We start from the raw sequence: 20668 nt of genomic DNA on the forward strand, positions 1-20668 counted from the left end.
GCGCGGCCCGCCCCGGCGCGGGCACGCGTACGGGGAACCCCCTTCAGCCCAGGAACGCCTCGGCGTTGGCGGAGAGGAGCTTGGCGCGCGCCGGGCCGGACAGGAAGCCGGCGCGCCTGATCAGACCGCCCGCGGGCGACTCGCCGAGCGGATAGGGGAAGTCGCTGCCGAGCATCACGTGGTCCTCCCCCAGCGTGTCCACGAGCAGCCGCAGCGCGCGCTCGTCGAAGACGGCGGAGTCGACGCTGAACCTGCCGAGGTAGTGGGACGGCGGCCGCTCGGAGACGCCCACCAGGTCGGGCCTGCGGTGCCAGGCGTTCTCGAAGCGGCCGAGCCAGAAGGCGAAGGACCCGCCGCCGTGGGCGAAGCAGATCCGCAACGTGTCGGGGACGCGGTCGAACACGCCGCCGAGGATCATCGCCAGGACGGACAGATGGGTCTCCGCGGGCATCCCGACGAGCCACTGGGCCATCCAGCGCTCGACGCGCGGGCCGGTGGGCAGGTCCCACGGGTGGACGAAGACCGGCACGTTCCGGTCGGCGCAGTGCCGCAGGAACTCGGTCACGCCGGGATCGTCGAGGTCGCGGTCGCCGACGTGGTTGCCGATCTCCACGCCGCGGTGACCGGCGGCCAGGCAGCGCTCCAGCTCCGCGCAGGCCAGCTCCGGGTCCTGCAACGGCACCTGGCAGAACGGCACCAGCCGCTCGTGGGCGCAGATCTCCAGCGCCAGGTCGTTGAAGATCCTGGCGATCCGCACGCCCTCGGCGGCCGGCCGGTCGTAGCCGAAGAAGACGGGCGTGGGCGAGACGACCTGGCGGTCCACGCCGTCGGCGTCCATCCGCTCCAGCCGGACCTCCGGGTCCCAGCACTCGCTCCCGATCCGGCGGAACGCGCGCCCGCCGACGAGGATGGTCGCCTCGCGCTCGGAGTCGACCCGCAGCCGGGGCGCCCCGGGCCGGCCCAGGTCGGGCCAGCCCTTGGGCACGTAGTGCGTGTGGACGTCGGTGACCATTCAGCCCTTTCCCGGGTGCAGCGCGCCGCAACGGCCGCAGGTGCGGGCCTTCTCGTCGGTGTAGAACGCCTCGAAGACCGGCGGCAGGTCCTTGACGATGTCGCGTACCTGCAGCTCCACCTCGTGGACGAGGCCGCCGCACTCCGCGCAGTACCACTGGAACCTCTCCGGCGTGCCCTCCGGCCGGATGCGCTCGACCACCAGCCCGACCGAGCCGGCCTCCGGCCGCTGCGGCGAGTGCGGCACGCCGGCCGGCAGCAGCCACATCTGGCCCTCCCGGACGTGCACGGTCTCGGGGCCGTCCTCGGTGACCACGTTGACGTGCATGTTGCCCCGCACCTGGTAGAACAGCTCCTCGTACGGGTCCACGTGGAAGTCGGTGCGGGAGTTGGGCCCGCCGACCACCATCACGATGAAGTCGCCGGCCCCTTCGAAGACCACCTTGTTGCCGACCGGCGGCTTGAGCAGGTGGGCGTGCTCGTCGATCCACCGGGTGAAGTCGATGGGCGCAATCATGATCGCTCCTGGGGGTGATAGGCGACGGCTTGCATCTCGATGAGCAGGTGCGGGTGCGGGAGCTGGTGCACCGCCACCGTGGTCCGCGTCGGGCCCTCCTCGTCGAAGAACTCGGCGTAGACCTCGTTGTAGCCCTTGAAGTCGTTCATGTTCACCAGGTAGGCGGTGATCTGCACGAGATCGGCGAGCGAGCCGCCGGCTGCCTTGAGGATGTCGCCGATGTTCTCGATGACCGCCCGGGTCTGGGCGCGGATGTCCAGGTTCGTCACGCCGTACTTGTCCACTTCCACGCCCACGAACGTGTCGTCCGGGCGGCGGCAGCTCGTGCCGGAGACGTACAGGAAGTCCCCGGCCTGCTTGACGTGCGGGAAGCGGCCGCGCGGCGTGGCCTTGCCGGGCACGCGGATGCCCTTCGCTCTCACCGGGCGGACCTCACTTCGCGAGCCCTCACTTCGTGAACACCGCCCGCACCGAGCCCAGGCCCTCGACGTGCGCCTCCAGCACGTCGCCGGGCTCGACCGGCACGACCGGGCCGAGCGCGCCGGTCAGCACGACCTCGCCGGCCCGCAGCGGCCGCTCGGTACGGCCCAGCCGGTCGGCCAGCCAGACGGCGGCGTTGAGCGGATGGCCCAGGCAGGCCGCGCCGGAGCCGGCCGACACCTCCTCGCCGGCCCTGGTCATCGTCATGGCGGCCGCCCGCAGGTCGAGCCCGGCCAGCGGGACCGGCGTGTTGCCGAGCACGAACAGGCCGCTGGAGGCGTTGTCGGCCACGGTGTCGGCGAGCCGGATGTCCCAGTCGGCCACGCGGGAGTCGGCGATCTCGATGGCGACCAGCGCGAAGTCGACCGCCCGCAGGACCTCGGCCGCCGTGAAGGGGCCGCCCGTCAGGTCCGCGCCCAGCACCAGCGCGATCTCGGCCTCGGCCCGCGGCTGCAGCAGCCGCTCGTACGGGATGGGCAGCCCGTCGGGGCAGGCCATGTCCGCGAAGAGCGCGCCGCAGGTGGGATGGTCGATGCCGAGCCGCCGCTGGATGTCGGGGTTGGTGACGCCGACCTTCCTGCCGACCAGCCGCCGCCCCTCGGCCAGCGCCCGCGCCGTGGCGATCTCCTGGGCCGCGTAGGCGTCGGCGGCGGTGCCGATCAGGTCCCGGATCGGCGCGCACGGCTTGCCGGTACGCGCCGCCTCGGCGAGCCGGTCGGCGGCCTGCGAGCACGCGTCCACGGCCTGGGACCACACGGCCTGCGACCATTCGTCATCCATCGGGCAGCTCCATCTTGATCGTGATCGTGGTGGGTTCGGAGTAGAAGTCCAGGGACTGGGTGCCGCCCTCCCTGCCGATGCCCGACAGGCGCAGGCCGCCGAAGGGCGTGCGCAGGTCGCGCAGGTACCAGGTGTTGACCCAGACCAGCCCCGCCTCCAGCCGCTGCGCCACCCGGTGGGCGCGGTCGAGGCCGCCCGTCCAGACCGCGGCGGCCAGGCCGTACTCGCTGTTGTTGGCCAGGTCGATCGCCTCGGCCTCGGTGTCGAAGGGGGTGACGTGACACACGGGACCGAAGATCTCCTCCCTGTTGAAGCGGGACCACTCCGACAAGCCTGTCACCACCGTGGGATCCACGAAATAGCCCGAGTCGCGCTGATCGCCGAACGACGGCGTGCCGCCGCCGGCGAGCACCTTGGCTCCCTCCGAGCGGGCCAAGGCGTAGTACGACAGCACCTTCTCGCGGTGCTCGGCGGAGATCATCGGCTGCGGCGCGACGTCCTGGGCCCGCGCGGCCAGCCGGGCGCAGAACTCCTCGAAGATCGGGCGCTGGACGTAGAGCCGCTCGGTGCACAGGCAGACCTGGCCGCCGTTGGTGAAGACCGAGCGCACGCTGCCCTCGACCGCGCGGTCCAGGTCGCAGTCCTCGAAGACCAGGCCGGCGTTCTTGCCGCCCAGCTCGAACGAGACGGGCTTGACCCGCTCGGCGACGGCCTTCATGATCGCCGTTCCGGTCCTGGTGGAGCCGGTGAACGTCACGGCGTCCACCCCGGGGTGCTCGACCAGGAGCTGGCCCGCGGAGCCGTACCCGTAGATGATGTTGACCACCCCGGCCGGCAGCCCGGCGGCGGCGCAGATCTCGGCGAACACGGCGGCCGAGCCCGGCGTGTGCTCCGACGGCTTGACCACGACGGCGTTGCCGGCCACCAGGGCGGGAGCCAGCTTCCACGTCATGAGCAGGAACGGCAGGTTCCACGGCACGATGACCGCGACCACGCCGAGCGGCCTGCGCACGGTGTAGCTGAGCACGCCCGACAGGTGGAACGCCTCGTCGGGGCGCTGGGCGGCGATCTCGGCGAAGGCCCGGAAGTTCGCGATGCCCCTGGGGATGTCGAGGGTGCGGGTCTGGTCGAGCGGCTTGCCGGTGTCGGCGATCTCGGCCGCCACGAGGTCGTCGAAGCGGGCCTCGATGCCCTCGGCGAGGCGGCGCAGCCAGCCCGCCCGCTCGGCCACCGGGAGCGCGGCCCAGTCGCGGGCCGCCTCCCGCGCGGCGCGGACCGCCCGGTCGACCACCTCCGGGTCGGCCTCGCAGACCTGCCTGATCACCGCGCCGGTCATCGGGTCGTGGACCGGGAAGGCCGTTCCCGCGGCCACCGGCTCGCCGCCGATGAAATGGGTCAGCACTGCGGTCTCCTCCTTCCGGGGACGACGGGACCCTCGATCGCCATCGTCTCCCCCGACCAGGGGGGAAAGGACTCGGGAAAGACCTGTCCGAATGGACATCTTCCGGTACCCCTTGATCGGTGTCCATGATGGTCGGATGGCGCAGACGTGGGAATTGTGGGGAAACGTCATTATTGCTGGTACCTTTTCCCTCTTTCTGGCCCCACTCGCGATCATGATCCTCTCCGGCCGCCGCGCCCGCGCCGGCCGTACCGCGCCGCTGCGCACCGCGATCGCCGATGTCGGCATCGTGGTCGGCACGGCCCCCTGGATAGGGATGATCCTCACCCCCTCGGACGGCCCCGGTGGGGTCTCGCTGATTCCCTTCGCCGACCTCGCCGACCTCGCCTCCGCGCCGTGGCAGGCGGTGTTCGTGCAGGTGGGAGGCAATCTGCTGGTGTTCGCCTCGCTGGGGGCACTGCTGCCGGTACGCACCCCGGCGATGGCCTCTCTGGCCCGGGTTGCGGCGGTCGCGGCGGCCTTTTCGGTCCTGGTCGAGATGCTCCAACTCATGCTGAGACTGGGACGTTTCTCGTCCGTGGACGACGTCATCCTCAACACGGCGGGCGCGATGATCTTCGCAGCGGTTACTCGCCGCTGGTGGGCTTCCCGAATACCGGCCGGGACCGTTCCACGGTAACGGCCCGCTTAAACACCGCGTAGTTCACCACACGGGCACGATCCGCTCAAAAACAACCCGCGACCAACCTTGGTATCTGTGCGATCGTGGACAAGACGGGGCAAGTTCTCTGGAGACGCCACAACCTGGTTGGTGACAGAGGGTGATCAAAGTTGTCTGAATCCCCGGTACCCCACGAGCCCCCTATCTATCGCCGCATCGCCGACGGTCTCCGCGCCCGGATCCTCGCCGGCGAGCTGCGCGACGGGGACCGACTACCGGGCGAGAACGCACTGATGGCCGAATACGCAATCGCACGAGCCACCGCCAGGCAGGCGCTTGCCGTACTGATCAACGAAGGGCTGGCGGTGCCCAGACGAGGCTCGGGGGTTTACGTGCGGCTGTTCAAACCGATCCGACGGCACGGCTCACGCCGGCTGTCACGCGAGCAGTGGGGTCAGGGCCGGGCCATCTGGGACGCGGACACCCGGGGCCGGCCGTTCACCGTTGATCACCTGGAGGTGGCGCTGGAGCGCGCCACGGAGGAGGTGGCGGGCATCCTCGACAGCGGCGAGGTGTGGGTGCGCCGCCGCCGCTACTCGGTCGACACCAGGCCCGTGCAACTGGCGACCTCCTTCTTCCCCGCGCACCTGGTCCAGGACAGCGCGATCACCCTTCCCGACACCGGCCCCGGCGGCGTCTACGCCAGGCTGGGCGACCTCGGCGTGCCCCCGGCCCACTTCACGGAGGAGGTGCGGGCCCGGATGCCGCAGCCGCGCGAGAGCGCGCTGCTCGACCTGCCGGGCGGCACGCCGGTCATCGTCATCGCGCGTACGGCGTACACCTCGGGCGGGCTTCCCGTCGAGGTCAACGAGATGGTGCTGGACTCGGCGGCATACGTACTCCAGTACGACTTCGACGCCTAGTTCAACCCGATCTGTCAAGCGATAGGTTGACCTGTCCATCACGATCATAGATATCTCTAGAGAAGTCCTTCATCGTCTAAGGAGATGGAAACCTCACCTGGGGCCCCGGAAGGATGGACGGCGATGTCCTTTGATCGGCACCTCGCCGAGATCGCCCGGGAATACCCCCACTGGACCATCTGGCGGAGCGACGCGGGCCGCTGGTGGGCCACGAGGCACCATCCGCTGAGCGCGACGCAGCGCGATGCCGGATGTGCGATGACCATCGACGCGGACGACCCGGAGGGCCTGCGCGACCACCTCCGGGACCAGGAACGACGGGCCGGCGAGCCACACCGGTGGCGGACCGGCCCCGCACCACCACCCTGACGTCCGCCGTGGAGCGTTCCGCGGCGGACGCACGCAGAGCAGCCCGGTGCCGGGTCCAGCGTCTCGGCGGCCCCGGCACCGGGCCCCCAACCGCGGGCCCACGAGCGCGGAAGCCTCCGACCCTATCGGGGGCGGAGGCTTCCGCTCACGCGGTCACTTCGCTCACGCGGTCACTTCGGCGGGACGCGGACGATCGTGACCTGCGTGTCGTCGGAGGAGATCTGCTCGTCCTCCCGCGGCCGCTCCTCCGCCTGCGGCGGCTCCTCAGCCCGCTGGCGCTTCTCAGCCCGCTGGCGCTCCTCAGCCCGCTGGCGCTCCTCAGCCCGCTGGCGCTTCTCCGCCTGCGGCCGCTCCTCCGCCCGCTGCTGCTGCTCGTCCTCGACGATCACCCGGACATCGTCCTGCGGGTGGGGCTCGGGCTGCGGCGGCAGCTCGGGCTGCTGCCGGGCGGGCGCGAGGGCCTCGGGGACCAGCGGCCCGGCGCTCGCCTCGGTCCGCATGAGGTCGCCGAGCACCGAGCCGATCTCGTTGAGCCGGCGCACGACCTCGGTGTGGGTGTTGGACAGGTACTCCACCCGCCGCCCCGCCTGCTCGTCCAGCGCCGCCACGCGCTGCCGGGCGGTGGCGAGCATCGACTCGGCCTCGGCGCGCGCCTCCGCGACGAGCTGCTCGGCCTGGGCGTTGGCGTTCTTCAGGAGCTGTTCGGACTCGGCCCGGGCGCCGGTCAGCAGCCGCTCCGCCTCGGCCCGCGCCTCGCGCAGGGTCTCCTCCGACTCCGTGCGGGCCGAGGTGAGCTGCTCCTCGGCGTCCGAGCCGGCCTGCGCCAGCATGCGCTCGGCGGCCTGCGTGGCCTCGGTCACCCGGCGCTCCGCCTCCGCCTGCGCGGAGGTCAGGATCTTGTCGGCGGTCTCGCGGGAGGTCGTCTGCAACCGCTCGGCCTCGGACCTGGCCGCCTCGCGCAGCGCGGTGGCCTCGGCCTCCGCGTCAGCCCTCTTGGCCGCGGCCTCCTCCTCGCCGAGGCGGAGGATCTGGGCGAGCCGCGGGCTGAGGTCCTCATAGCTCTGCGGGGTCTCGACCATGCGCCGCCGGGCCTCCGCCAGCTCGACGCGGCCCTGCTCGGCCTGGTCGATCGCCCGTGCCAGCTGTTCCTCCAGATCCCGTATCTGGTTACGGGTGCGGAGCATGTAGTCGTGGACCTGGCGGCGGTTGTAGCCGCGCATCACGACCTCGAAGGTGTCCTCTTGCATCAGATCGGGGATGCTCTCGTGCTGGTTCGTCATGGGGGTTACCTAAAGGTGGTTTGCGTGAGGCGGGGGAAAACTGCGGGTTGTAAGGGTCTGACAGCGAGACGTCAGGAAACGACTTTCCTGCCATCTGCCCACGTCCGCAACCGGAACGCCATACCCGGGCCGGGAATTACGATGTGACGAATGTACATAGCAGCGTTGGACGAAGGCGCGGTCCCGCACATCCATCCTGAGGCGTACATCGCCCCCGGCGCGACCGTGGTCGGCCGGATCAGCATCGGGCGGGCGTCCAGCATCTGGTACGGCTCCGTTCTGCGGGGCGACGACGAGCGGATCGAGATCGGCGAGGAGTGCAACGTACAGGACCTGTGCTGCCTGCACGCCGACCCCGGCGAGCCCGCGATCCTCGAAGACCGGGTGAGCCTCGGCCACAGGGCCACGGTCCACGGCGCCCACGTCGAGTCCGGCGCGCTGGTCGGCATCGGCGCGATCGTGCTGGGCGGCGCCCGGATCGGGGCGGGCACGCTGGTCGCCGCCGGGGCGCTCGTGGGCCCCGGCAAGAAGATCCCGTCCGGCGTGCTGGTGGCCGGCGTGCCGGGCCGGATCGTGCGCGAGCTCACCGACGGCGACCGGGCCTCCTTCGCCCGCACGCCGGACAACTACATGGCCAAGGCGCTCAGGCACCGGCAGGCGTCAGCGCTTTGACGAGGACCGGGTCGGAGACCGAGGCGCTGTTCAGCGGGTCGGCGTAGTCCGGCAGCTCGGGGCGTAAGAACCGCACGAAGTCGACGGTCAGCTTCAGGTCGGGCCGGCCCTTGACCTGGCGGGCGTTGGCCTTGGCCGGGTCCTTCTTGAGCGCGGCGTAGCTGTCCCAGTCGGTGTAGGCGGTGACGCCCCACTGCAGGACGCCCGGAAGGGCCGAGGGCCAGCGCTGGCCCACCTTCCACGCGCCGCCCTCCTCCTTGTAGAGCGCCGCGAAGACCCGGCCGGCCCGGGCCAGCACCAGGTCCACCCAGCCGGCCTTGACCGGGATCTCCTTCGGCTTGGAGCTGCCGTTCTCGGTCCACTTCACCTCGATCCGGCCGCTCTTCTCGCCGGTGCCGGTGGTGATGGAGACCCAGTTGGGGTTGGCGTACGAGCCGGGCTGGCGGGCCATGAGCCCGCCGAGGGAGAACGTGCGCTTCGGCCGGCCGCCGCTCCTGCCCTCGACCTTGACCCGGGCGTGCATGACGATGTCGCCGGCGAGCTCCTGGTAGAGGAAGGGGCCGCGGAAGCCGTCGAACCAGGTCGAGGTCTTGGGCTCCAGGTAGAGCGCGCCCTTCACGGTCTTGTTCACGTCGAGCTTGGCGATCCGGTCCACGTCCTTCTCGGTGTCGCTCAGCTTCGTCCACATGGTCAGGTCGGCCGCGCTCGCGAACTCGGTGGAGGCGCCGCCGACCTCCCCGCCGGGCGCGGGCGGGGTGGCCCGGTCGAGGGTGAGCACGCCGGCGCCGGTGGACGTGGGCTGCGCCGAGGTGGCCGTACCGCATCCGGCGACCACGCTCACGACCGCCAACGTTCCCGCTACCTTCACCCTCATAGCGGACATTCTGCCGTGAAATGCCAATGGGTTGATCCGGGCCCGCCAAGTACGATGACGCCCGTGCCACCCTGGGATGCCTTCACCTCCGCCGAGGCGGCGGTCCGCGCGATGGTCGCCGACCCGCGCTGGCAGGAGCTCCCGATGCCCGACCGCGCCCACGTGCTGGCCGCCCGTGTCCTGGTCACCCGCGACGGCGACCGGTGGTTGTTCGGCGCGCACGCCCGCTGGCACCTGTACGACCCCGCCGCGGGCCGCTGGCACCTCGCGCCGCCGCCGCGCGGCTCCCGGGCCCGGCAGGTCCGGCACGCCGCGGCCGACCTGCCCCCGGAGGTGGTGCCCACCGGGCCCGACTTCCACGCCGAGCCGGGCTCCACGATGGCCTTCATCGGCCCCGACGTCTCCGCCGGCCTCACCGAGCGGCTGCGGGTGCTGGTGCGGGCCTGCGGGCGCAAGTCGGAGCTGGACTACCCGCTGACGGCCTTCGACGACATCTTCGCCGGCGACGTGCCCGCCACGGTGGCGGCCGTGTGGGGCACGATCATGTGGTGCTCGTACGCGCCGGCCTTCGACGGCAACGAGCGGCTGCTCACCGTCTTCGGCGAGTACCTGCGCCGCCCGCTGCCCGGTGACGAGTGGGTGCGCTGGCTGCCGGCGCCGCCGCTGCTGGACCTCGTCACGCTGGTCACCGAGCGGGCGCGGGCCGGCCGGCCGCGCGCGGCGCTCCGGCTGGCCGCCGTGATGGCCGACGCCGCGCAGATCCTCATGTCCGACACCCGCTTCCGGCCGCGGGCGCTCGCGCTGCTCACCATGGTGGAGCCCGTGCTGCGCCGCCCGTCCCTGGACGGCCTGGACGGCGTCCCGCCCGGCGGCTCTCCCGGCGGCGCTCCCGGCGGCCTCCACAGCGGCCTCCACAGCCGTCCCCATGAGGGCCCGCCCGACGCGCGGGCGGTGCGGCGGGCGTGGCTGGAGCGCGCTCCCGCGCGGCTGGCGCGGGCGCTGCTGCCGGAGACCGACGCCGAGGCGCACTTCGCCCACACCGTCTACGACCTGGCCGAGGCGCTGGCCTTCACTCCCGATCCGACGCGGGCCGCGGCCGCGTTCCTGGCCGACCTGTCGGACTCGCGGCGGCGGCTGCCGTCCCGGCTGGACCACCGGCTCAGGGCGGCCTACGAGGAGCTGGAGCGGGCGGGGCTGACCGAGACCTCCGTCGCGGAGACGACCGCCCCCGAGGGATTCCCGGCGGGCCCGCGGGCGGGCGGGGTGTCCACCGTGCCCGCGCCGGTGCTGGAGGTGGCGCCGCCGGACCGGACGAGCGCGGCGTCGGTGCTGGGGGCCGCGTACGCGATGGGGCTGGCGTGGGGGCGCCTGACCGGGGCCAAGGTGCCGGAGCGGGGGCTCGCGGGCCAGTCGGCGCTCGTGGCCAAGCTCATCCACGAGCGCGACGATCATCATGACGATGGCCCATGTCACATCTAAACCACTAATCTCGCCATTTCCCTCTTACCTCGCCTATATCGTTCTAACGCTGGAACGATCAGTAAATTCGCTGAATTGTGATCTCCGATTCGGGAAATGACCCCACTGGGGCCCCCGGGGTGCCGAAAGGAATGACTCCTATGGGCCATGTCGCCGGAAGGGGGTCGCCCCGTAACCTCGAAGAGGGTGTGGGCTGCGGAAGGAAAGGACGACGCGGTGGGGCACGACGACCTGGACTCTCGGGTCCACGACCGTGTCGCGTTGGACGAGATTGCGCTCTACGCCGAGGTGCTCACGGCCGTGGCTGTCAGCGAGCGGCGGCTGACCTTGGACGAACTCGACGACGCGCTCGGATTGCGGACTTCGGCGAGCCGCTGAAGAACCATCACGACGATTACCGGGCCCCGGGAACCTCGTTCCCGGGGTTTCGCATAACTAGTCACCGGCACCGGCCGCCTCCTTCGAAAGGAGGAGGCGCTTCCCCCCGATCGGGTGCCCGCGGTGAGGGCCTACGACCGCACCAGCCGGGCGATGGCCGCCGAGGCTTCCTTCACCTTCGCCTCGGCCTCCGGGCCGCCCGTGTTGATGGCGTCGGCCACGCAGTGGGAGATGTGCTCCTCCAGCAGGCCCAGCGCCACGGCCTGCAGGGCCCGCGTGGCGGCGGAGACCTGCGTGAGGACGTCGATGCAGTAGGCGTCGTCGTCGACCATCCGCTGCAGGCCCCTGATCTGGCCCTCGATTCGCCTGAGCCGCGTCAGATATGCCTGCTTGTCTCCGCTGTACCCATGCATGGTTCTACGGTACCCGTAACCCGTATACGGCCGCGGCTCAGCGCAGATCCGCTATCAGCTTCTCCCACTGCCCGGCCACCTCGCCCGCCGCGTGCCGCGTCGCGGTGTCCAGCGCGCCGGCCGCGAGCGAGCGCCGCCTGCGCTCGTCGTCGATCAGCGCCAGCAGCGCCGCCGCGAACAGCTCCTCGTCGGAGCCGGACTCCGGCACCAGCACCCCGTTGTAGCCGGTGGCCACGAACTCGGCCGGCGCCCGCGCCCCCTCGAAGGCCACCACCGGCACCCCGCAGCCCATCGCCTCCAGCACGGTCATGGCCTGGTCGTCGCCGCGCGAGGGGTTGGCCACGATCGACGCCTTCGCGAACTCGCCGGTCAGGTCGGGGGTGGTGCCCATGAAGTAGACGTGGTTGTGCAGGTCCAGCTCCTGCACCAGCTCGCGCAGCCGCCGCTCCTCGGGGCCCGAGCCGTACAGCCTGAGCTGCCAGTCGGGACGCTTGTCGGCCACCACCGCGAACGCCCTGATCAGCCGGTCGTAGCCCTTGAGCGCCACCCAGCGCCCACCGGCCGCCACGATCCTGTTGTCCATGCGCGAGCGCGGCCACGGCCCGGCCGGCAGCGCGTCCTGCACGCAGCGTACGGGGGGCCCGCCGCCGAGCAGCCTGCCCCACTCCTCCTGGCCGGCCTCCGTGGCCGTCACGACGGCGCTCAGGCGCGGGTAGAAGCGCTTGACCGGCCCCGGCACGACCGGCCGCGTCCATTCCCTGGCGATCCTGACGATCTCGCGGGGCGCGTGCCTGGCGGCCTGGACGCCGAGCGCGGGCCGGGTGGTGACGAGCACGTCGCACCTGAGCCCGCGCAGCGCCCGCCAGAGCGCGACCTCGGTGCGCACCTGGCCGTGCGGCAGCAGGTGGCGCACGCCCGGCCGGGCGTCGACCACGCTGCGCATGGCCACGTCGGGCCCGACGGGGAAGAACGGCTTCTCCTTCTGCCGCCGCACGCTGATCACCTCGACCTCGTGCCGCTCGGCCAGGGCGTTGGCGAGGTTGAGCGTGGCGCGTACGTCGCCCCGCATGCCGTAGGCCGAGGGCAGGATCAGGCTGACCTTCATCCGCCCACCTCGATGCGCAGCTCGTCGTCGGCGGTGTAGCAGGGGCGGATGGGCACGCCGTCCACCTGGGCGGCGGGATAGTGGAGGCGGCGGCGCTTGCCGTCCACGTCGTCGAGGTGCGAGCCGAGCCGCAGCGGCGCGGGGACGCCCTCGACCTGCAACGCGGGCTCCCAGGTGCCGGCTCCGCCGGGGTCGGCGGCCAGCACGTCCACCAGCGAGACGGCCGCGTGGAAGCGCACGCCCTGGACGAAGGCCGTGGCCGTCACCCGCGCGCCGGCCTGCCGGCGGTCGAGGGTGAGCGTGGCCTCGTGGCGGGAGTCGTCGTCCTCCAGCCCGGTGTAGGCCAGCAGGCCCATGACCTCGAAGCGGCCCTCCCTGAACCACACCCGGCGCACCTCGGCCACCGGCTCGGCGTCACTGATCTTCAGCGCCAGGAAGCCGTTGCGGGTGCGGTAGGAGCGGTAGGCCAGGGTGCGCTTGCACAGGGCGTAGGCGTCGAGGTGGTCCAGCGAGAAGCCGGGGTCGACGCTGCGCAGCCGGCTGCGCCGGCCGTCGTGGCGCAGGTAGGTGTCCCAGCGGCCGGCCGTGAGGTCGAGCGGGGCCAGGGAGACCGCCAGCGTGGCCTCGCGCGCCCGCGCCCCCGGCGTGCCGATCACCGCCTCCCGCTCCACCCCCGTGGTGCGGTGCCGCAGGACGAGCTCGGTCCCCTCGCGCAGCGGCTCGTCGAGGGCCAGTCGCAGGGAGAGCACGTCGGCCAGGGTCACCTCGGCGTCGGTGACGACGACGCCCATCACGAGCCCCCTCCCCGTCGAATAGACCCATGCGACGTTGAGGTTACCGTGATTTTCCCGTTATGTGGATGGCAGATTTCTCGTAACCACCCTTGTCGGCAGACGGAACTCCTCCACACCACGTGTGGAGGAGTCCGACTTTTCATCGTCAGGAAGCGCCCTTGACCGATTTGATCAACAGCTGGGCGACGTCCACGACTTCCAGCGACTCCTTGGCCTCGCCGCTGTTCTTCTTCTCGTTGATCGCGTCACCGAGCATCACCATGCAGAACGGGCACGCGGTGGAGACGGTGTCGGGATCGGTGGTCAGCGCCTCGTCCACGCGCTCGGTGTTGATGCGCTTGCCGATGCGCTCCTCCATCCACATGCGCGCGCCGCCCGCGCCGCAGCAGAAGCCCCGGTCCTTGTGCCGGTGCATCTCCTGGGTCTGGACGCCCGGCACCTTCGCCATGATGTCGCGGGGCTGGGAGTAGACCTTGTTGTGGCGGCCGAGGAAGCACGGGTCGTGGTAGGTGATCTTCTCCTCGATCGGCGTGACCGGGGTGAGCAGGCCCTCGTCCACCAGCTTCGACAGGAGCTGGGTGTGGTGGACGACCTCGTAGGTGCCGCCGAGCTGCGGGTACTCGTTGGCCAGGGTGTTGAAGCAGTGGGGGCAGGTGGCGACGATCTTCTTGACGCCCGCCTCGTTCAGCGTCTCGATGTTCTGCTGGGCGAGCATGTTGAACAGGTACTCCATGCCGAGGCGGCGGGCCGGGTCGCCGGAGCACGCCTCCATCGGGCCGAGCACCGCGAACTTCACGCCCGCGATGTGCAGCAGCTCCGCGACGGCCTTGGTGGTGCGCTTGGCGCGGTCCTCCAGCGCGCCCGCGCAGCCCACCCAGAACAGGTACTCGGTGCCCTCGGGCATCTTGTCCTCGACGACCTCGACCTCGAAGTCGAGCTCCTCGATCCAGTCGGCCCGCTTCATCTCGGACATCCCCCAGGGGTTGCCCTTGTTCTCCAGGTTCTTGACCATCACCCCCGCCTCGGACGGGAACGACGACTCCACCATCACCTGGTAGCGCCGCATGTCGAGGATGTGGTCGATGTGCTCGATGTCCACCGGGCACTGCTCGACGCAGGCGCCGCAGTTGGTGCACGACCACAGCACGTCGGGGTGGATGACGCCGTCCTCGCCGACCAGCGGCTTCTCCAGCAGCGCCAGCACGTCGGTGTCCTTGTGCTCGACGCCGTTCTGCGCCGCCATCAGGTACGGCGCCACCTTGAAGGCGTGGTCGCGCTGGTCGAGGATGAGCATCTTCGGCGACAGCGGCTTGTCGGTGTTCCAGGCCGGGCACTGCGACTGGCAGCGGCCGCACTCCGTGCAGGAGTAGAAGTCCAGGAACCCCTTCCACGTGGTGTCGGCGATCTTGCCCCGGCCCAGCCGCTCGGGGTCGAGGTCCTCGTCCTCGAAGTCGACCGGCTTGCCGTCCACGCGCATCTCCGGCGCGGGGCCGAGCGCGTTGGGGCGGCGGGAGAAGAGCACGTTGAGCGGCGCGGTGAAGATGTGCAGGTGCTTGGAGTTCACCACGATGACCAGGAACACCAGCATGAAGCCGATGTGCAGCAGCAGCGCGATCTCCTCCAGCAGCCCGCTCGGCGGCAGCACGTCGCCCAGTGCCAGCGAGACGAACGCCCCCGAGGAGTACGGGAAGTTGCCGTTGGCGGCCGAGGCGCCGCGGGCGAGGAACAACGTCCAGATGATGTTGAAGATCATGAACAGGACGAGCCAGGCGCCACCCAGGTGGGAGCCGGAGAAGCGGGAGGCCCGGCCGAGCGCCTTGGGGTTCTCCTTGAGCCGGATCGCGGCGAAGACGACCAGGCCCACGAGGCAGGCGACGGCGATGAAGTCCTGGAGGAAGCCCAGCACGCCCCAGGTCCCGATGAGCGGGATGTGGAAGTCGGGGTGGCCGGTGACCGCGCCCTGGATGATCGCGCCGTAGGCCTCGATGTAGACGGTCAGCAGGATGAAGAACGCCCACATGACGAAGAAGTGGGCCACGCCCGAGGGGGTCCACTTCAGCAGCTTCTTCTGCCCGAAGACCTCGGTGAGCTGCGCCTTGATCTCCTCGCCCGCGTGCGTCCTGGCGTACTCGACGCGTTCGGGCGCGGGCGGTCCCACGGTGGCGAGCTTGTACAGGAACCGCACCCGGCGGCCGGCGACGGCCACCGCCAGGACGGTCATGACGAGCCCGATGATGGCTACCCAGAGCACGGGGTCCTCCCACAGACGACGTTGGCTGTCGTTGGCTGTCAGCGTACGCACAGCCGCCTCACAGGCCATTACCCTGGATACTACCGGCGGGTAACATATCCGGGGTACGCGACATACCCTAAGGTGAAAGCCGCCTCCAGAACAATGCTCTAGCCCAGGAAGTACCTCTGGATCGTCGGGCCCAGCAGCTCCACCAGCTCCTCAGGGTCGGCGCTCGCCATCGGCTCCAGCTTGAGCACGTACCTCGCCACGATCACTCCGAACATCTGCGAGAACGCCGCCTCGATCCGCAGGTAGGGCACCGCCAGCCGGTCGGCCACCTGGAAGAGCAGCGCGTTGGTGATGAACTCGCGGAACATCACCTGCGCCTGCTCGTTCGTCATGGCCGAGCGCAGCAGCGCCACCATCGGCTCGCGGGTCTCGGGCGCGGCCGTCACGCGCAGGAGCATGCGCACCAGCCGCTCCCCGATCTCCTCCCGAGGCCCCTCCAGCAACGTCGGGACGATCACCTCGGGGGAGACGGGCAGCCGCATGGCCGCCGCGAAGATGCCTTCCTTGGTGTCGAAGTAGTGGTGGACGAGCGCGGGATCGACGCCGGCCTCCCTGGCGATGCCGCGTACCGTGGCCTTGTCGAACCCCTTCTCCGCGAACACCCGCCGGGCCGCCGTCAGGATCTCCCCGCGCGTGTCGGCGGCGCCGGGCCGCCGCCCCGGCCCCCGCCTGGTGGTCACCGGCCCACCGCCAGGTAGACCCGCATCGGCACCGACAGCACGCCCTCGGGGAACTCCCTGCGCAGCTCCGCCCGCTGCCGCTCGACCAGGGCGTCGGCGGCCTCCGGCGACAGCGCCGCCATGTAGGAGTGGGAGCGCAGGTCGAGCAGGAATTGCTCGATGCCGATGAGCCTGGTCCACGGAATCCACCGCTCGCCGACCACCTCGAAGGCCGCGGCGATGGGCGGCACCGCCCACTCCTCGACCGCCGGCCCCCAATAGGCGGGCACCTCCTCGGCCAGCCGGGCCTCGTAGGCGGCCAGCCAGTCGGCCTGGCCGGCGTGGCGCAGGTTCCAGCAGGCCGCGATCGCGCCGCCGGGCCGCAGCACCCGCCGGGCCTCGGCGATCGAGGCCGCCGGGTCGAGCCAGTGCCAGGACTGCCCGTACGTCACCAGGTCGGCGCTCCCGTCGGCCACCGGCAGCGCGTTGCCGTCGCCCTGCACCGCGACGACCTCGGGCCGGCCGCCGTCGGAGCGTGCCGACAGCCGCGCCAGCATCTCGGCGCCGGGGTCCACGGCGACCACCCGCGCGCCGCGCGCCCGCAGCGCCCGCGTCAGGATGCCGGTGCCCGCCCCGACGTCCACCGCCGTGGCGCCGTCGAGGTCGACGCCGCTCAGCTCGCGCACGGCGCGGTAGGTCTCGTCGGGGTAGCCGGGCCGACCGGCGTCGTAGGCGTCGGCCACCCGGTCGAAGACCCCGCCCAGCTCCCGTCCCGGCCCGATGTTCATGTGGTGGCCGCCAGGTGGAGCCGGGCGAAGGCCAGCCCCTCCGCCAGGTCGTCGATGCGCTCGCTGCGGCTGGCCGCCTTGCGGGTGTTGATCTCCAGCACGACCAGGCCGGAGTAGCCGGTGTTGGCCAGACGCTCCAGCATCTGGGCGCACGGCTGGTTGCCCCGGCCGGGCACCAGGTGCTCGTCCTTGTTGGTCACCCCGACGCCGTCGGCCAGGTGCAGGTGGGCGAGGCGGTCGCCGAGCTTGCTCGCCATCTCCATCGCGTCGGAGCCGGACACGGCGGTGTGCGACAGGTCGAGGGTGACCTGCGGGAAGTCGTAGTCGATCGGGTTCCAGTCGGGCGAGTAGGGCACCACGTCGTTGCCCCTGGCGCGCAGCGGGAACATGTTCTCGACGGCGAACGTGACGTCCGTCTCGTCGCGCATCCTGGCCAGCCCGGCCTCGAACTCCCGGGCGTAGTCGCGCTGCCAGCGGAACGGCGGATGCACCACGACGGTGGAGGCGCCGAGCCGCTCGGCCGCCTTCTGCGCCTTGAGGAGCTTGGCCCACGGGTCGCGGCCCCACACCCGCTGCGTCACCAGCAGGCAGGGGGCGTGGATCGCCAGGACGGGTACGTGATAGTGCTCGGACAGCCGCTCGATCACGTCGATGTCCTGGCTCACCGGGTCGGCGCCGACCATGATCTCCACGCCGTCGTAGCCCAGCCGGGCGGCCAGTTCGAACGCGTCGGGAGTGCGTTCCGGATATACCGAGGCGGTGGACAATGCGATCTTCGCATTGGGCACGCGGATGACATCAGCCACGTTGCCAGCCTAAGCCGATGAAGCCGATAAGGCGCGCGACCCCCTAGCGTTGGGGCATGCCACGCATTGCGAAGGGGGCGATTCCCAGCCCGAACATCTGGAACACCCCGCGGGTCTACGAGCTGGAGAACCGCGCCGTCGATCCCGAGGGGGCCGCCGAGGCGGCGATGCGCGCCGTGCGCCCCTGGGACGGCGCCACCGTGCTCGACATCGGCTGCGGCACCGGCTACCACCTGCCCGGCCTGGCCGCGGCCGCCGCCCGGGTGATCGGCGTGGAGCCGCACGGCGACCTGGCCGCGCTGGCCCGCCGCCGCTGCGCCGCCCTGCCCAACGTGACCGTCCACACCGCCGCGGCCCAGGACCTGCCGCTGCCGGACGCCGGCGTGGACGTGGCGATGGCGCGCTGGGCGTACTTCTTCGGGCCCGGCTGCGAGCCGGGGCTGCGCGAGCTGTCGCGGGTGATGCGCCGCGGCGGCACGGCCTTCGTCATCGACCTGGACGCCACGCGCGGCCCGTTCGGCCGCTGGTTCGCGCGGACGGTGCCGTCGTACTCGGCCCGCGAGGTCGAGGCGTTCTGGGACCGCCAGGGCTGGCAGCGCCGCCCGCTCGACCTGCGCATGGCTTTCGAGCGCCGGGCCGACCTGGAGGCGGTGCTGCGCATCGAGTTCGCGCCCGAGGTGGCCGAGCAGGCCATCGCCGAGACCCCCGGCCTGGAGCTGGCCTATCCGAACGTGCTGCGCTGGCGCCACTACTGAGGCTTGACATTGACGTCGGTGTCAACGTTTACCGTAGACATATGCGCATCGGAGAGCTGGCGGAACGTACCGGGGTGAGCACGCGCTCGCTCCGCTACTACGAGCAGCACGGGCTGCTCCAGGCCCGGCGCGGCCCCAACGGCTACCGGCAGTACGCCGAGGAGGACGTGAAGCTGGTCAGCGAGATCCGGGCCCTGCTCGCGGTCGGCTTCACCCTGGAGGACACCCGGCCGTTCGTCGACTGCCTGCGCAGGGGGCACAGCACGGGCGGCTCGTGCGCCGAGTCGGTCGAGGTCTACCAGCGCAAGCTGGAGGAGATCGACGAGGAGATCCGGCTCCTGCTCACCCGCCGCGCCGAGGTCGCCGCCCAGCTCGCCCAGTCGTGCCCAGGTTGCTTCGTGAGGGGATGAATAACATGATCACGCTGACCACCGAGAACTTCGAGGAGCAGGTGCTCAAGAGCGACAAGCCGGTGCTGGTCGACTTCTGGGCCGAGTGGTGCGGGCCGTGCCGGATGGTGGCGCCCGTGCTGGAGCAGATCGAGGCCGAGCGCGGCCTGACGATCGGCAAGCTCAACACCGACGAGAACCCCGAGATCATGGCCAAGTACGGCGTGATGGGCATCCCCACGCTGCTGCTGTTCGAGAACGGCGAGCCGGTCAAGCGGGTCGTGGGCGCCAAGCCCAAGCGCCTGCTGGAGTCCGACCTGGGCCTCGCGTAGCCTGCTCGCCGGCCCCTTGCCATCCGCGGCCCGGGCCGCGGGTGGCCAGGATTGTCGGCGGGCGGCGCTAGCCTGCTCGACATGGCGAAGTCGACTGCCCAGAAGCCCGGATACCGCTGCGCCGAGTGCGGGTGGCGCACCAGCAAGTGGGTCGGCCGGTGCGGCGAGTGCCAGGCGTGGGGCACGGTCGACGAGGAGGGCGCCCGGGCCGGCGTCACCGTCGTCCAGGGCGGCGCCACCACCGCGCCCGCCATGCCGATCGGCCAGGTCAAGGCCGAGGTCGCCACCGCCCGCACCACCGGCGTGAGCGAGCTCGACCGCGTCCTGGGCGGCGGCCTGGTGGCCGGCGCGGTGGTGCTGCTGGCCGGCGAGCCCGGCATCGGCAAGTCCACGCTGCTGCTGGAGGCCGCGGCCCGCATCGCCGAGCGCGAGACCGTCCTCTACGTGACCGGCGAGGAGTCCGCCGCCCAGGTGCGGCTGCGCGCCGACCGCATCGACGCGATCCGCCCCAACCTCTACCTCGCCGCGGAGACCGAGCTGTCGGCGCTGGTCACCCACGTGGAGAAGGTCCAGCCGACGCTGCTGGTCGTCGACTCCGTGCAGACCGTCGGCTCGGCCCAGGCCACCGGCGTGCCCGGCGGCGTCACCCAGGTGCGCGAGGTCGCCGCCAACCTGGTGCGCCTGGCCAAGGAGCGCAACATGGCCACCGTGCTCGTCGGCCACGTCACCAAGGAGGGCTCCATCGCCGGCCCGCGCACGCTGGAGCACCTGGTCGACGTCGTGCTCAACTTCGAGGGCGACCGCTACTCCCGGCTGCGCATGGTCCGCGCGATCAAGAACAGGTTCGGCCCCACCGACGAGGTCGGCTGCTTCGACCTGCACGAGCGCGGCATCGAGGGCATCACCGACCCCAGCGGCCTGTTCGTCTCCCGGCGCAGCGAGCCGGTGCCCGGCACCTGCGTCACGGTCACCGTCGAGGGCACCCGGCCGCTGCCCGCCGAGGTCCAGGCCCTGGTCGCGCGCACCGAGGCGCAGCAGCCCCGGCGCACCTCCTCCGGCCTCGACACCTACCGCGTGCAGATGATCCTCGCCGTCCTGGAGCGGCGGCTCAACGCCCGGCTCGGCGGCTGCGACGTGTTCACCGCCACGGTGGGCGGCCTCAAGCTGGCCGATCCGGCGGTCGACCTGTCGGTCATGCTCGCGGTGGCCAGCGCCGCCGGCGACAAGCCGCTGCCGGCCGGGCTGGTGGCGCTCGGCGAGGTGGGCCTGGCCGGGGAGCTGCGCCCGGTCAGAGACGTGCGCAGGCGGCTCACCGAGGCCGCCAGGCTGGGCTTCAAGCGCGCGCTCGTCCCCGCGGGCTCGCTGGAGGACGGCACGCGCAAGCGCGCCGGCGACCGCTCGCTCGTGCCGGTCGGGCCGGTGGCCTTCGCCCCCGGGTTCGAGGTCGTCCAGGCGGAGAACGTCTGGGACGCACTCACACACGTCACATAGCGCGGCTA

General features: G+C 71.5%; 24 protein-coding genes. 10 read left to right on the plus strand and 14 right to left on the minus strand.

From position 1 onward, the window contains the following. Positions 1-43: 43 nt before the first annotated feature. The 5 genes from AB0H75_RS16240 to AB0H75_RS16260 are packed head-to-tail and all read right to left on the minus strand — an operon-like array spanning position 44 to position 4190. Positions 44-1012 (minus strand): amidohydrolase family protein, encoded by a 969-nt coding sequence (locus tag AB0H75_RS16240; protein ID WP_367796674.1) that lies wholly within the window; start codon positions 1010-1012, stop codon positions 44-46. Next, positions 1013-1528 carry a 3-hydroxyanthranilate 3,4-dioxygenase gene (locus AB0H75_RS16245; protein WP_367796676.1) on the minus strand — a complete coding sequence of 172 codons (516 nt, stop codon included), beginning with the start codon at positions 1526-1528 and terminating at the stop codon, positions 1013-1015. Further along, on the minus strand, positions 1525-1950 hold the full coding sequence (locus AB0H75_RS16250; RefSeq protein ID WP_367796678.1) for a RidA family protein: 426 nt from the start codon (positions 1948-1950) through the stop codon (positions 1525-1527). Before AB0H75_RS16250 ends, AB0H75_RS16245 begins: the two co-directional genes overlap by 4 nt. 25 nt (positions 1951-1975) lie before the next feature. Next, complete coding sequence (locus AB0H75_RS16255; RefSeq protein ID WP_367796680.1) at positions 1976-2788, minus strand: 2-keto-4-pentenoate hydratase; 813 nt, start codon at positions 2786-2788, stop codon at positions 1976-1978. Beyond that, the gene (locus AB0H75_RS16260) at positions 2781-4190 is read right to left on the minus strand and encodes an aldehyde dehydrogenase family protein (protein ID WP_367796682.1); all 1410 of its coding nucleotides are present in this window, start codon (positions 4188-4190) and stop codon (positions 2781-2783) included. The genes AB0H75_RS16255 and AB0H75_RS16260 overlap by 8 nt, the downstream gene beginning before the upstream one ends. Before the next feature lie 136 nt (positions 4191-4326). Between AB0H75_RS16260 and AB0H75_RS16265 the strand changes: the two genes are divergently transcribed. The 3 genes from AB0H75_RS16265 to AB0H75_RS16275 all read left to right on the plus strand — a co-directional run bounded on the left by AB0H75_RS16265 (position 4327) and on the right by AB0H75_RS16275 (position 6143). Continuing rightward, positions 4327-4869: a VanZ family protein gene (locus AB0H75_RS16265; RefSeq protein ID WP_367796684.1), complete on the plus strand. Its 543-nt coding sequence runs from the start codon at positions 4327-4329 to the stop codon at positions 4867-4869. A gap of 152 nt (positions 4870-5021) precedes the next feature. After that, the gene (locus AB0H75_RS16270; protein WP_367796686.1) at positions 5022-5774 is read left to right on the plus strand and encodes a GntR family transcriptional regulator; all 753 of its coding nucleotides are present in this window, start codon (positions 5022-5024) and stop codon (positions 5772-5774) included. A gap of 123 nt (positions 5775-5897) precedes the next feature. Next, positions 5898-6143 carry a hypothetical protein gene (locus AB0H75_RS16275; protein WP_367796688.1) on the plus strand — a complete coding sequence of 82 codons (246 nt, stop codon included), beginning with the start codon at positions 5898-5900 and terminating at the stop codon, positions 6141-6143. 170 nt (positions 6144-6313) lie between these two features. Here the strand turns inward: AB0H75_RS16275 and AB0H75_RS16280 are convergent, their stop codons facing one another. Continuing rightward, on the minus strand, positions 6314-7423 hold the full coding sequence (locus AB0H75_RS16280) for a hypothetical protein (protein WP_367796690.1): 1110 nt from the start codon (positions 7421-7423) through the stop codon (positions 6314-6316). Positions 7424-7573: 150 nt separating this feature from the next. On the opposite strand from AB0H75_RS16280, the gene AB0H75_RS16285 reads away from it, so the two are divergent. Then, positions 7574-8095, plus strand: coding sequence for a gamma carbonic anhydrase family protein (locus tag AB0H75_RS16285; RefSeq protein ID WP_367796692.1), 522 nt, complete (start codon positions 7574-7576; stop codon positions 8093-8095). On the opposite strand, the gene AB0H75_RS16290 is transcribed toward AB0H75_RS16285, so the two are convergent. Further along, positions 8067-8969 (minus strand): hypothetical protein, encoded by a 903-nt coding sequence (locus AB0H75_RS16290; protein WP_367796694.1) that lies wholly within the window; start codon positions 8967-8969, stop codon positions 8067-8069. The two genes, AB0H75_RS16285 and AB0H75_RS16290, sit on opposite strands and share 29 nt — an antisense overlap. Before the next feature lie 54 nt (positions 8970-9023). Between AB0H75_RS16290 and AB0H75_RS16295 the strand changes: the two genes are divergently transcribed. Next, complete coding sequence (locus AB0H75_RS16295; RefSeq protein ID WP_367796696.1) at positions 9024-10448, plus strand: hypothetical protein; 1425 nt, start codon at positions 9024-9026, stop codon at positions 10446-10448. Positions 10449-10664: 216 nt separating this feature from the next. Then, a complete protein-coding gene (locus AB0H75_RS16300; protein WP_020540796.1) occupies positions 10665-10826 on the plus strand; it encodes a hypothetical protein in 162 nt (53 codons plus the stop codon). Between the two features lie 131 nt (positions 10827-10957). Here the strand turns inward: AB0H75_RS16300 and AB0H75_RS16305 are convergent, their stop codons facing one another. The 7 genes from AB0H75_RS16305 to AB0H75_RS16335 all read right to left on the minus strand — a co-directional run bounded on the left by AB0H75_RS16305 (position 10958) and on the right by AB0H75_RS16335 (position 17693). Further along, positions 10958-11239, minus strand: coding sequence for a metal-sensitive transcriptional regulator (locus AB0H75_RS16305; protein WP_080044376.1), 282 nt, complete (start codon positions 11237-11239; stop codon positions 10958-10960). A 37-nt stretch (positions 11240-11276) separates the two neighbouring features. Continuing rightward, on the minus strand, positions 11277-12344 hold the full coding sequence (locus tag AB0H75_RS16310) for a glycosyltransferase (protein WP_367796699.1): 1068 nt from the start codon (positions 12342-12344) through the stop codon (positions 11277-11279). Further along, entirely contained in the window at positions 12341-13135 is a 795-nt protein-coding gene (locus tag AB0H75_RS16315) for a hypothetical protein (protein WP_367797139.1), read from the minus strand. Before AB0H75_RS16315 ends, AB0H75_RS16310 begins: the two co-directional genes overlap by 4 nt. A gap of 148 nt (positions 13136-13283) precedes the next feature. Beyond that, entirely contained in the window at positions 13284-15389 is a 2106-nt protein-coding gene (locus AB0H75_RS16320; RefSeq protein WP_367796701.1) for a (Fe-S)-binding protein, read from the minus strand. Positions 15390-15538: 149 nt separating this feature from the next. Then, positions 15539-16120, minus strand: a complete 582-nt coding sequence (locus tag AB0H75_RS16325; protein WP_367796703.1) for a TetR family transcriptional regulator — start codon at positions 16118-16120, stop codon at positions 15539-15541. Continuing rightward, a complete protein-coding gene (locus tag AB0H75_RS16330; RefSeq protein WP_367796705.1) occupies positions 16117-16887 on the minus strand; it encodes a class I SAM-dependent methyltransferase in 771 nt (256 codons plus the stop codon). Before AB0H75_RS16330 ends, AB0H75_RS16325 begins: the two co-directional genes overlap by 4 nt. Next, a complete protein-coding gene (locus AB0H75_RS16335) occupies positions 16884-17693 on the minus strand; it encodes a sugar phosphate isomerase/epimerase family protein (protein WP_367796707.1) in 810 nt (269 codons plus the stop codon). The genes AB0H75_RS16330 and AB0H75_RS16335 overlap by 4 nt, the downstream gene beginning before the upstream one ends. A 56-nt stretch (positions 17694-17749) precedes the next feature. On the opposite strand from AB0H75_RS16335, the gene AB0H75_RS16340 reads away from it, so the two are divergent. From AB0H75_RS16340 to radA, 4 genes are all read left to right on the plus strand, one after another. Continuing rightward, on the plus strand, positions 17750-18448 hold the full coding sequence (locus AB0H75_RS16340) for a class I SAM-dependent methyltransferase (protein ID WP_367796709.1): 699 nt from the start codon (positions 17750-17752) through the stop codon (positions 18446-18448). A 41-nt stretch (positions 18449-18489) separates the two neighbouring features. Continuing rightward, positions 18490-18858, plus strand: coding sequence for a MerR family transcriptional regulator (locus tag AB0H75_RS16345; protein WP_367796711.1), 369 nt, complete (start codon positions 18490-18492; stop codon positions 18856-18858). Between the two features lie 5 nt (positions 18859-18863). Beyond that, a complete protein-coding gene (trxA, locus tag AB0H75_RS16350; RefSeq protein WP_367796713.1) occupies positions 18864-19169 on the plus strand; it encodes a thioredoxin in 306 nt (101 codons plus the stop codon). An 81-nt stretch (positions 19170-19250) separates the two neighbouring features. After that, a complete protein-coding gene (gene radA / locus AB0H75_RS16355) occupies positions 19251-20660 on the plus strand; it encodes a DNA repair protein RadA (RefSeq protein WP_367796715.1) in 1410 nt (469 codons plus the stop codon). Positions 20661-20668 lie beyond the last annotated feature (8 nt).

It is taken from the genome of Nonomuraea sp. NPDC050783, from assembly GCF_040802095.1.
Taxonomy (GTDB): Bacteria; Actinomycetota; Actinomycetes; order Streptosporangiales; family Streptosporangiaceae; genus Nonomuraea.

What these genes read in the sequence shown, in the direction of transcription:
- AB0H75_RS16240 (WP_367796674.1), bottom strand. Translation starts at nt 1,012, where the DNA reads ATGGTCACCGACGTCCACACGCACTACGTGCCCAAGGGCTGGCCCGAC.
- AB0H75_RS16245 (WP_367796676.1), bottom strand. Translation starts at nt 1,528, where the DNA reads ATGATTGCGCCCATCGACTTCACCCGGTGGATCGACGAGCACGCCCAC.
- AB0H75_RS16255 (WP_367796680.1), bottom strand. Translation starts at nt 2,788, where the DNA reads ATGGATGACGAATGGTCGCAGGCCGTGTGGTCCCAGGCCGTGGACGCG.
- AB0H75_RS16265 (WP_367796684.1), top strand. Translation starts at nt 4,327, where the DNA reads ATGGCGCAGACGTGGGAATTGTGGGGAAACGTCATTATTGCTGGTACC.
- AB0H75_RS16275 (WP_367796688.1), top strand. Translation starts at nt 5,898, where the DNA reads ATGTCCTTTGATCGGCACCTCGCCGAGATCGCCCGGGAATACCCCCAC.
- AB0H75_RS16280 (WP_367796690.1), bottom strand. Translation starts at nt 7,423, where the DNA reads ATGACGAACCAGCACGAGAGCATCCCCGATCTGATGCAAGAGGACACC.
- AB0H75_RS16285 (WP_367796692.1), top strand. Translation starts at nt 7,574, where the DNA reads ATGTACATAGCAGCGTTGGACGAAGGCGCGGTCCCGCACATCCATCCT.
- AB0H75_RS16290 (WP_367796694.1), bottom strand. Translation starts at nt 8,969, where the DNA reads ATGAGGGTGAAGGTAGCGGGAACGTTGGCGGTCGTGAGCGTGGTCGCC.
- AB0H75_RS16295 (WP_367796696.1), top strand. Translation starts at nt 9,024, where the DNA reads ATGACGCCCGTGCCACCCTGGGATGCCTTCACCTCCGCCGAGGCGGCG.
- AB0H75_RS16305 (WP_080044376.1), bottom strand. Translation starts at nt 11,239, where the DNA reads ATGCATGGGTACAGCGGAGACAAGCAGGCATATCTGACGCGGCTCAGG.
- AB0H75_RS16310 (WP_367796699.1), bottom strand. Translation starts at nt 12,344, where the DNA reads ATGAAGGTCAGCCTGATCCTGCCCTCGGCCTACGGCATGCGGGGCGAC.
- AB0H75_RS16315 (WP_367797139.1), bottom strand. Translation starts at nt 13,135, where the DNA reads ATGGGCGTCGTCGTCACCGACGCCGAGGTGACCCTGGCCGACGTGCTC.
- AB0H75_RS16330 (WP_367796705.1), bottom strand. Translation starts at nt 16,887, where the DNA reads ATGAACATCGGGCCGGGACGGGAGCTGGGCGGGGTCTTCGACCGGGTG.
- AB0H75_RS16340 (WP_367796709.1), top strand. Translation starts at nt 17,750, where the DNA reads ATGCCACGCATTGCGAAGGGGGCGATTCCCAGCCCGAACATCTGGAAC.
- AB0H75_RS16345 (WP_367796711.1), top strand. Translation starts at nt 18,490, where the DNA reads ATGCGCATCGGAGAGCTGGCGGAACGTACCGGGGTGAGCACGCGCTCG.
- trxA (WP_367796713.1), top strand. Translation starts at nt 18,864, where the DNA reads ATGATCACGCTGACCACCGAGAACTTCGAGGAGCAGGTGCTCAAGAGC.
- radA (WP_367796715.1), top strand. Translation starts at nt 19,251, where the DNA reads ATGGCGAAGTCGACTGCCCAGAAGCCCGGATACCGCTGCGCCGAGTGC.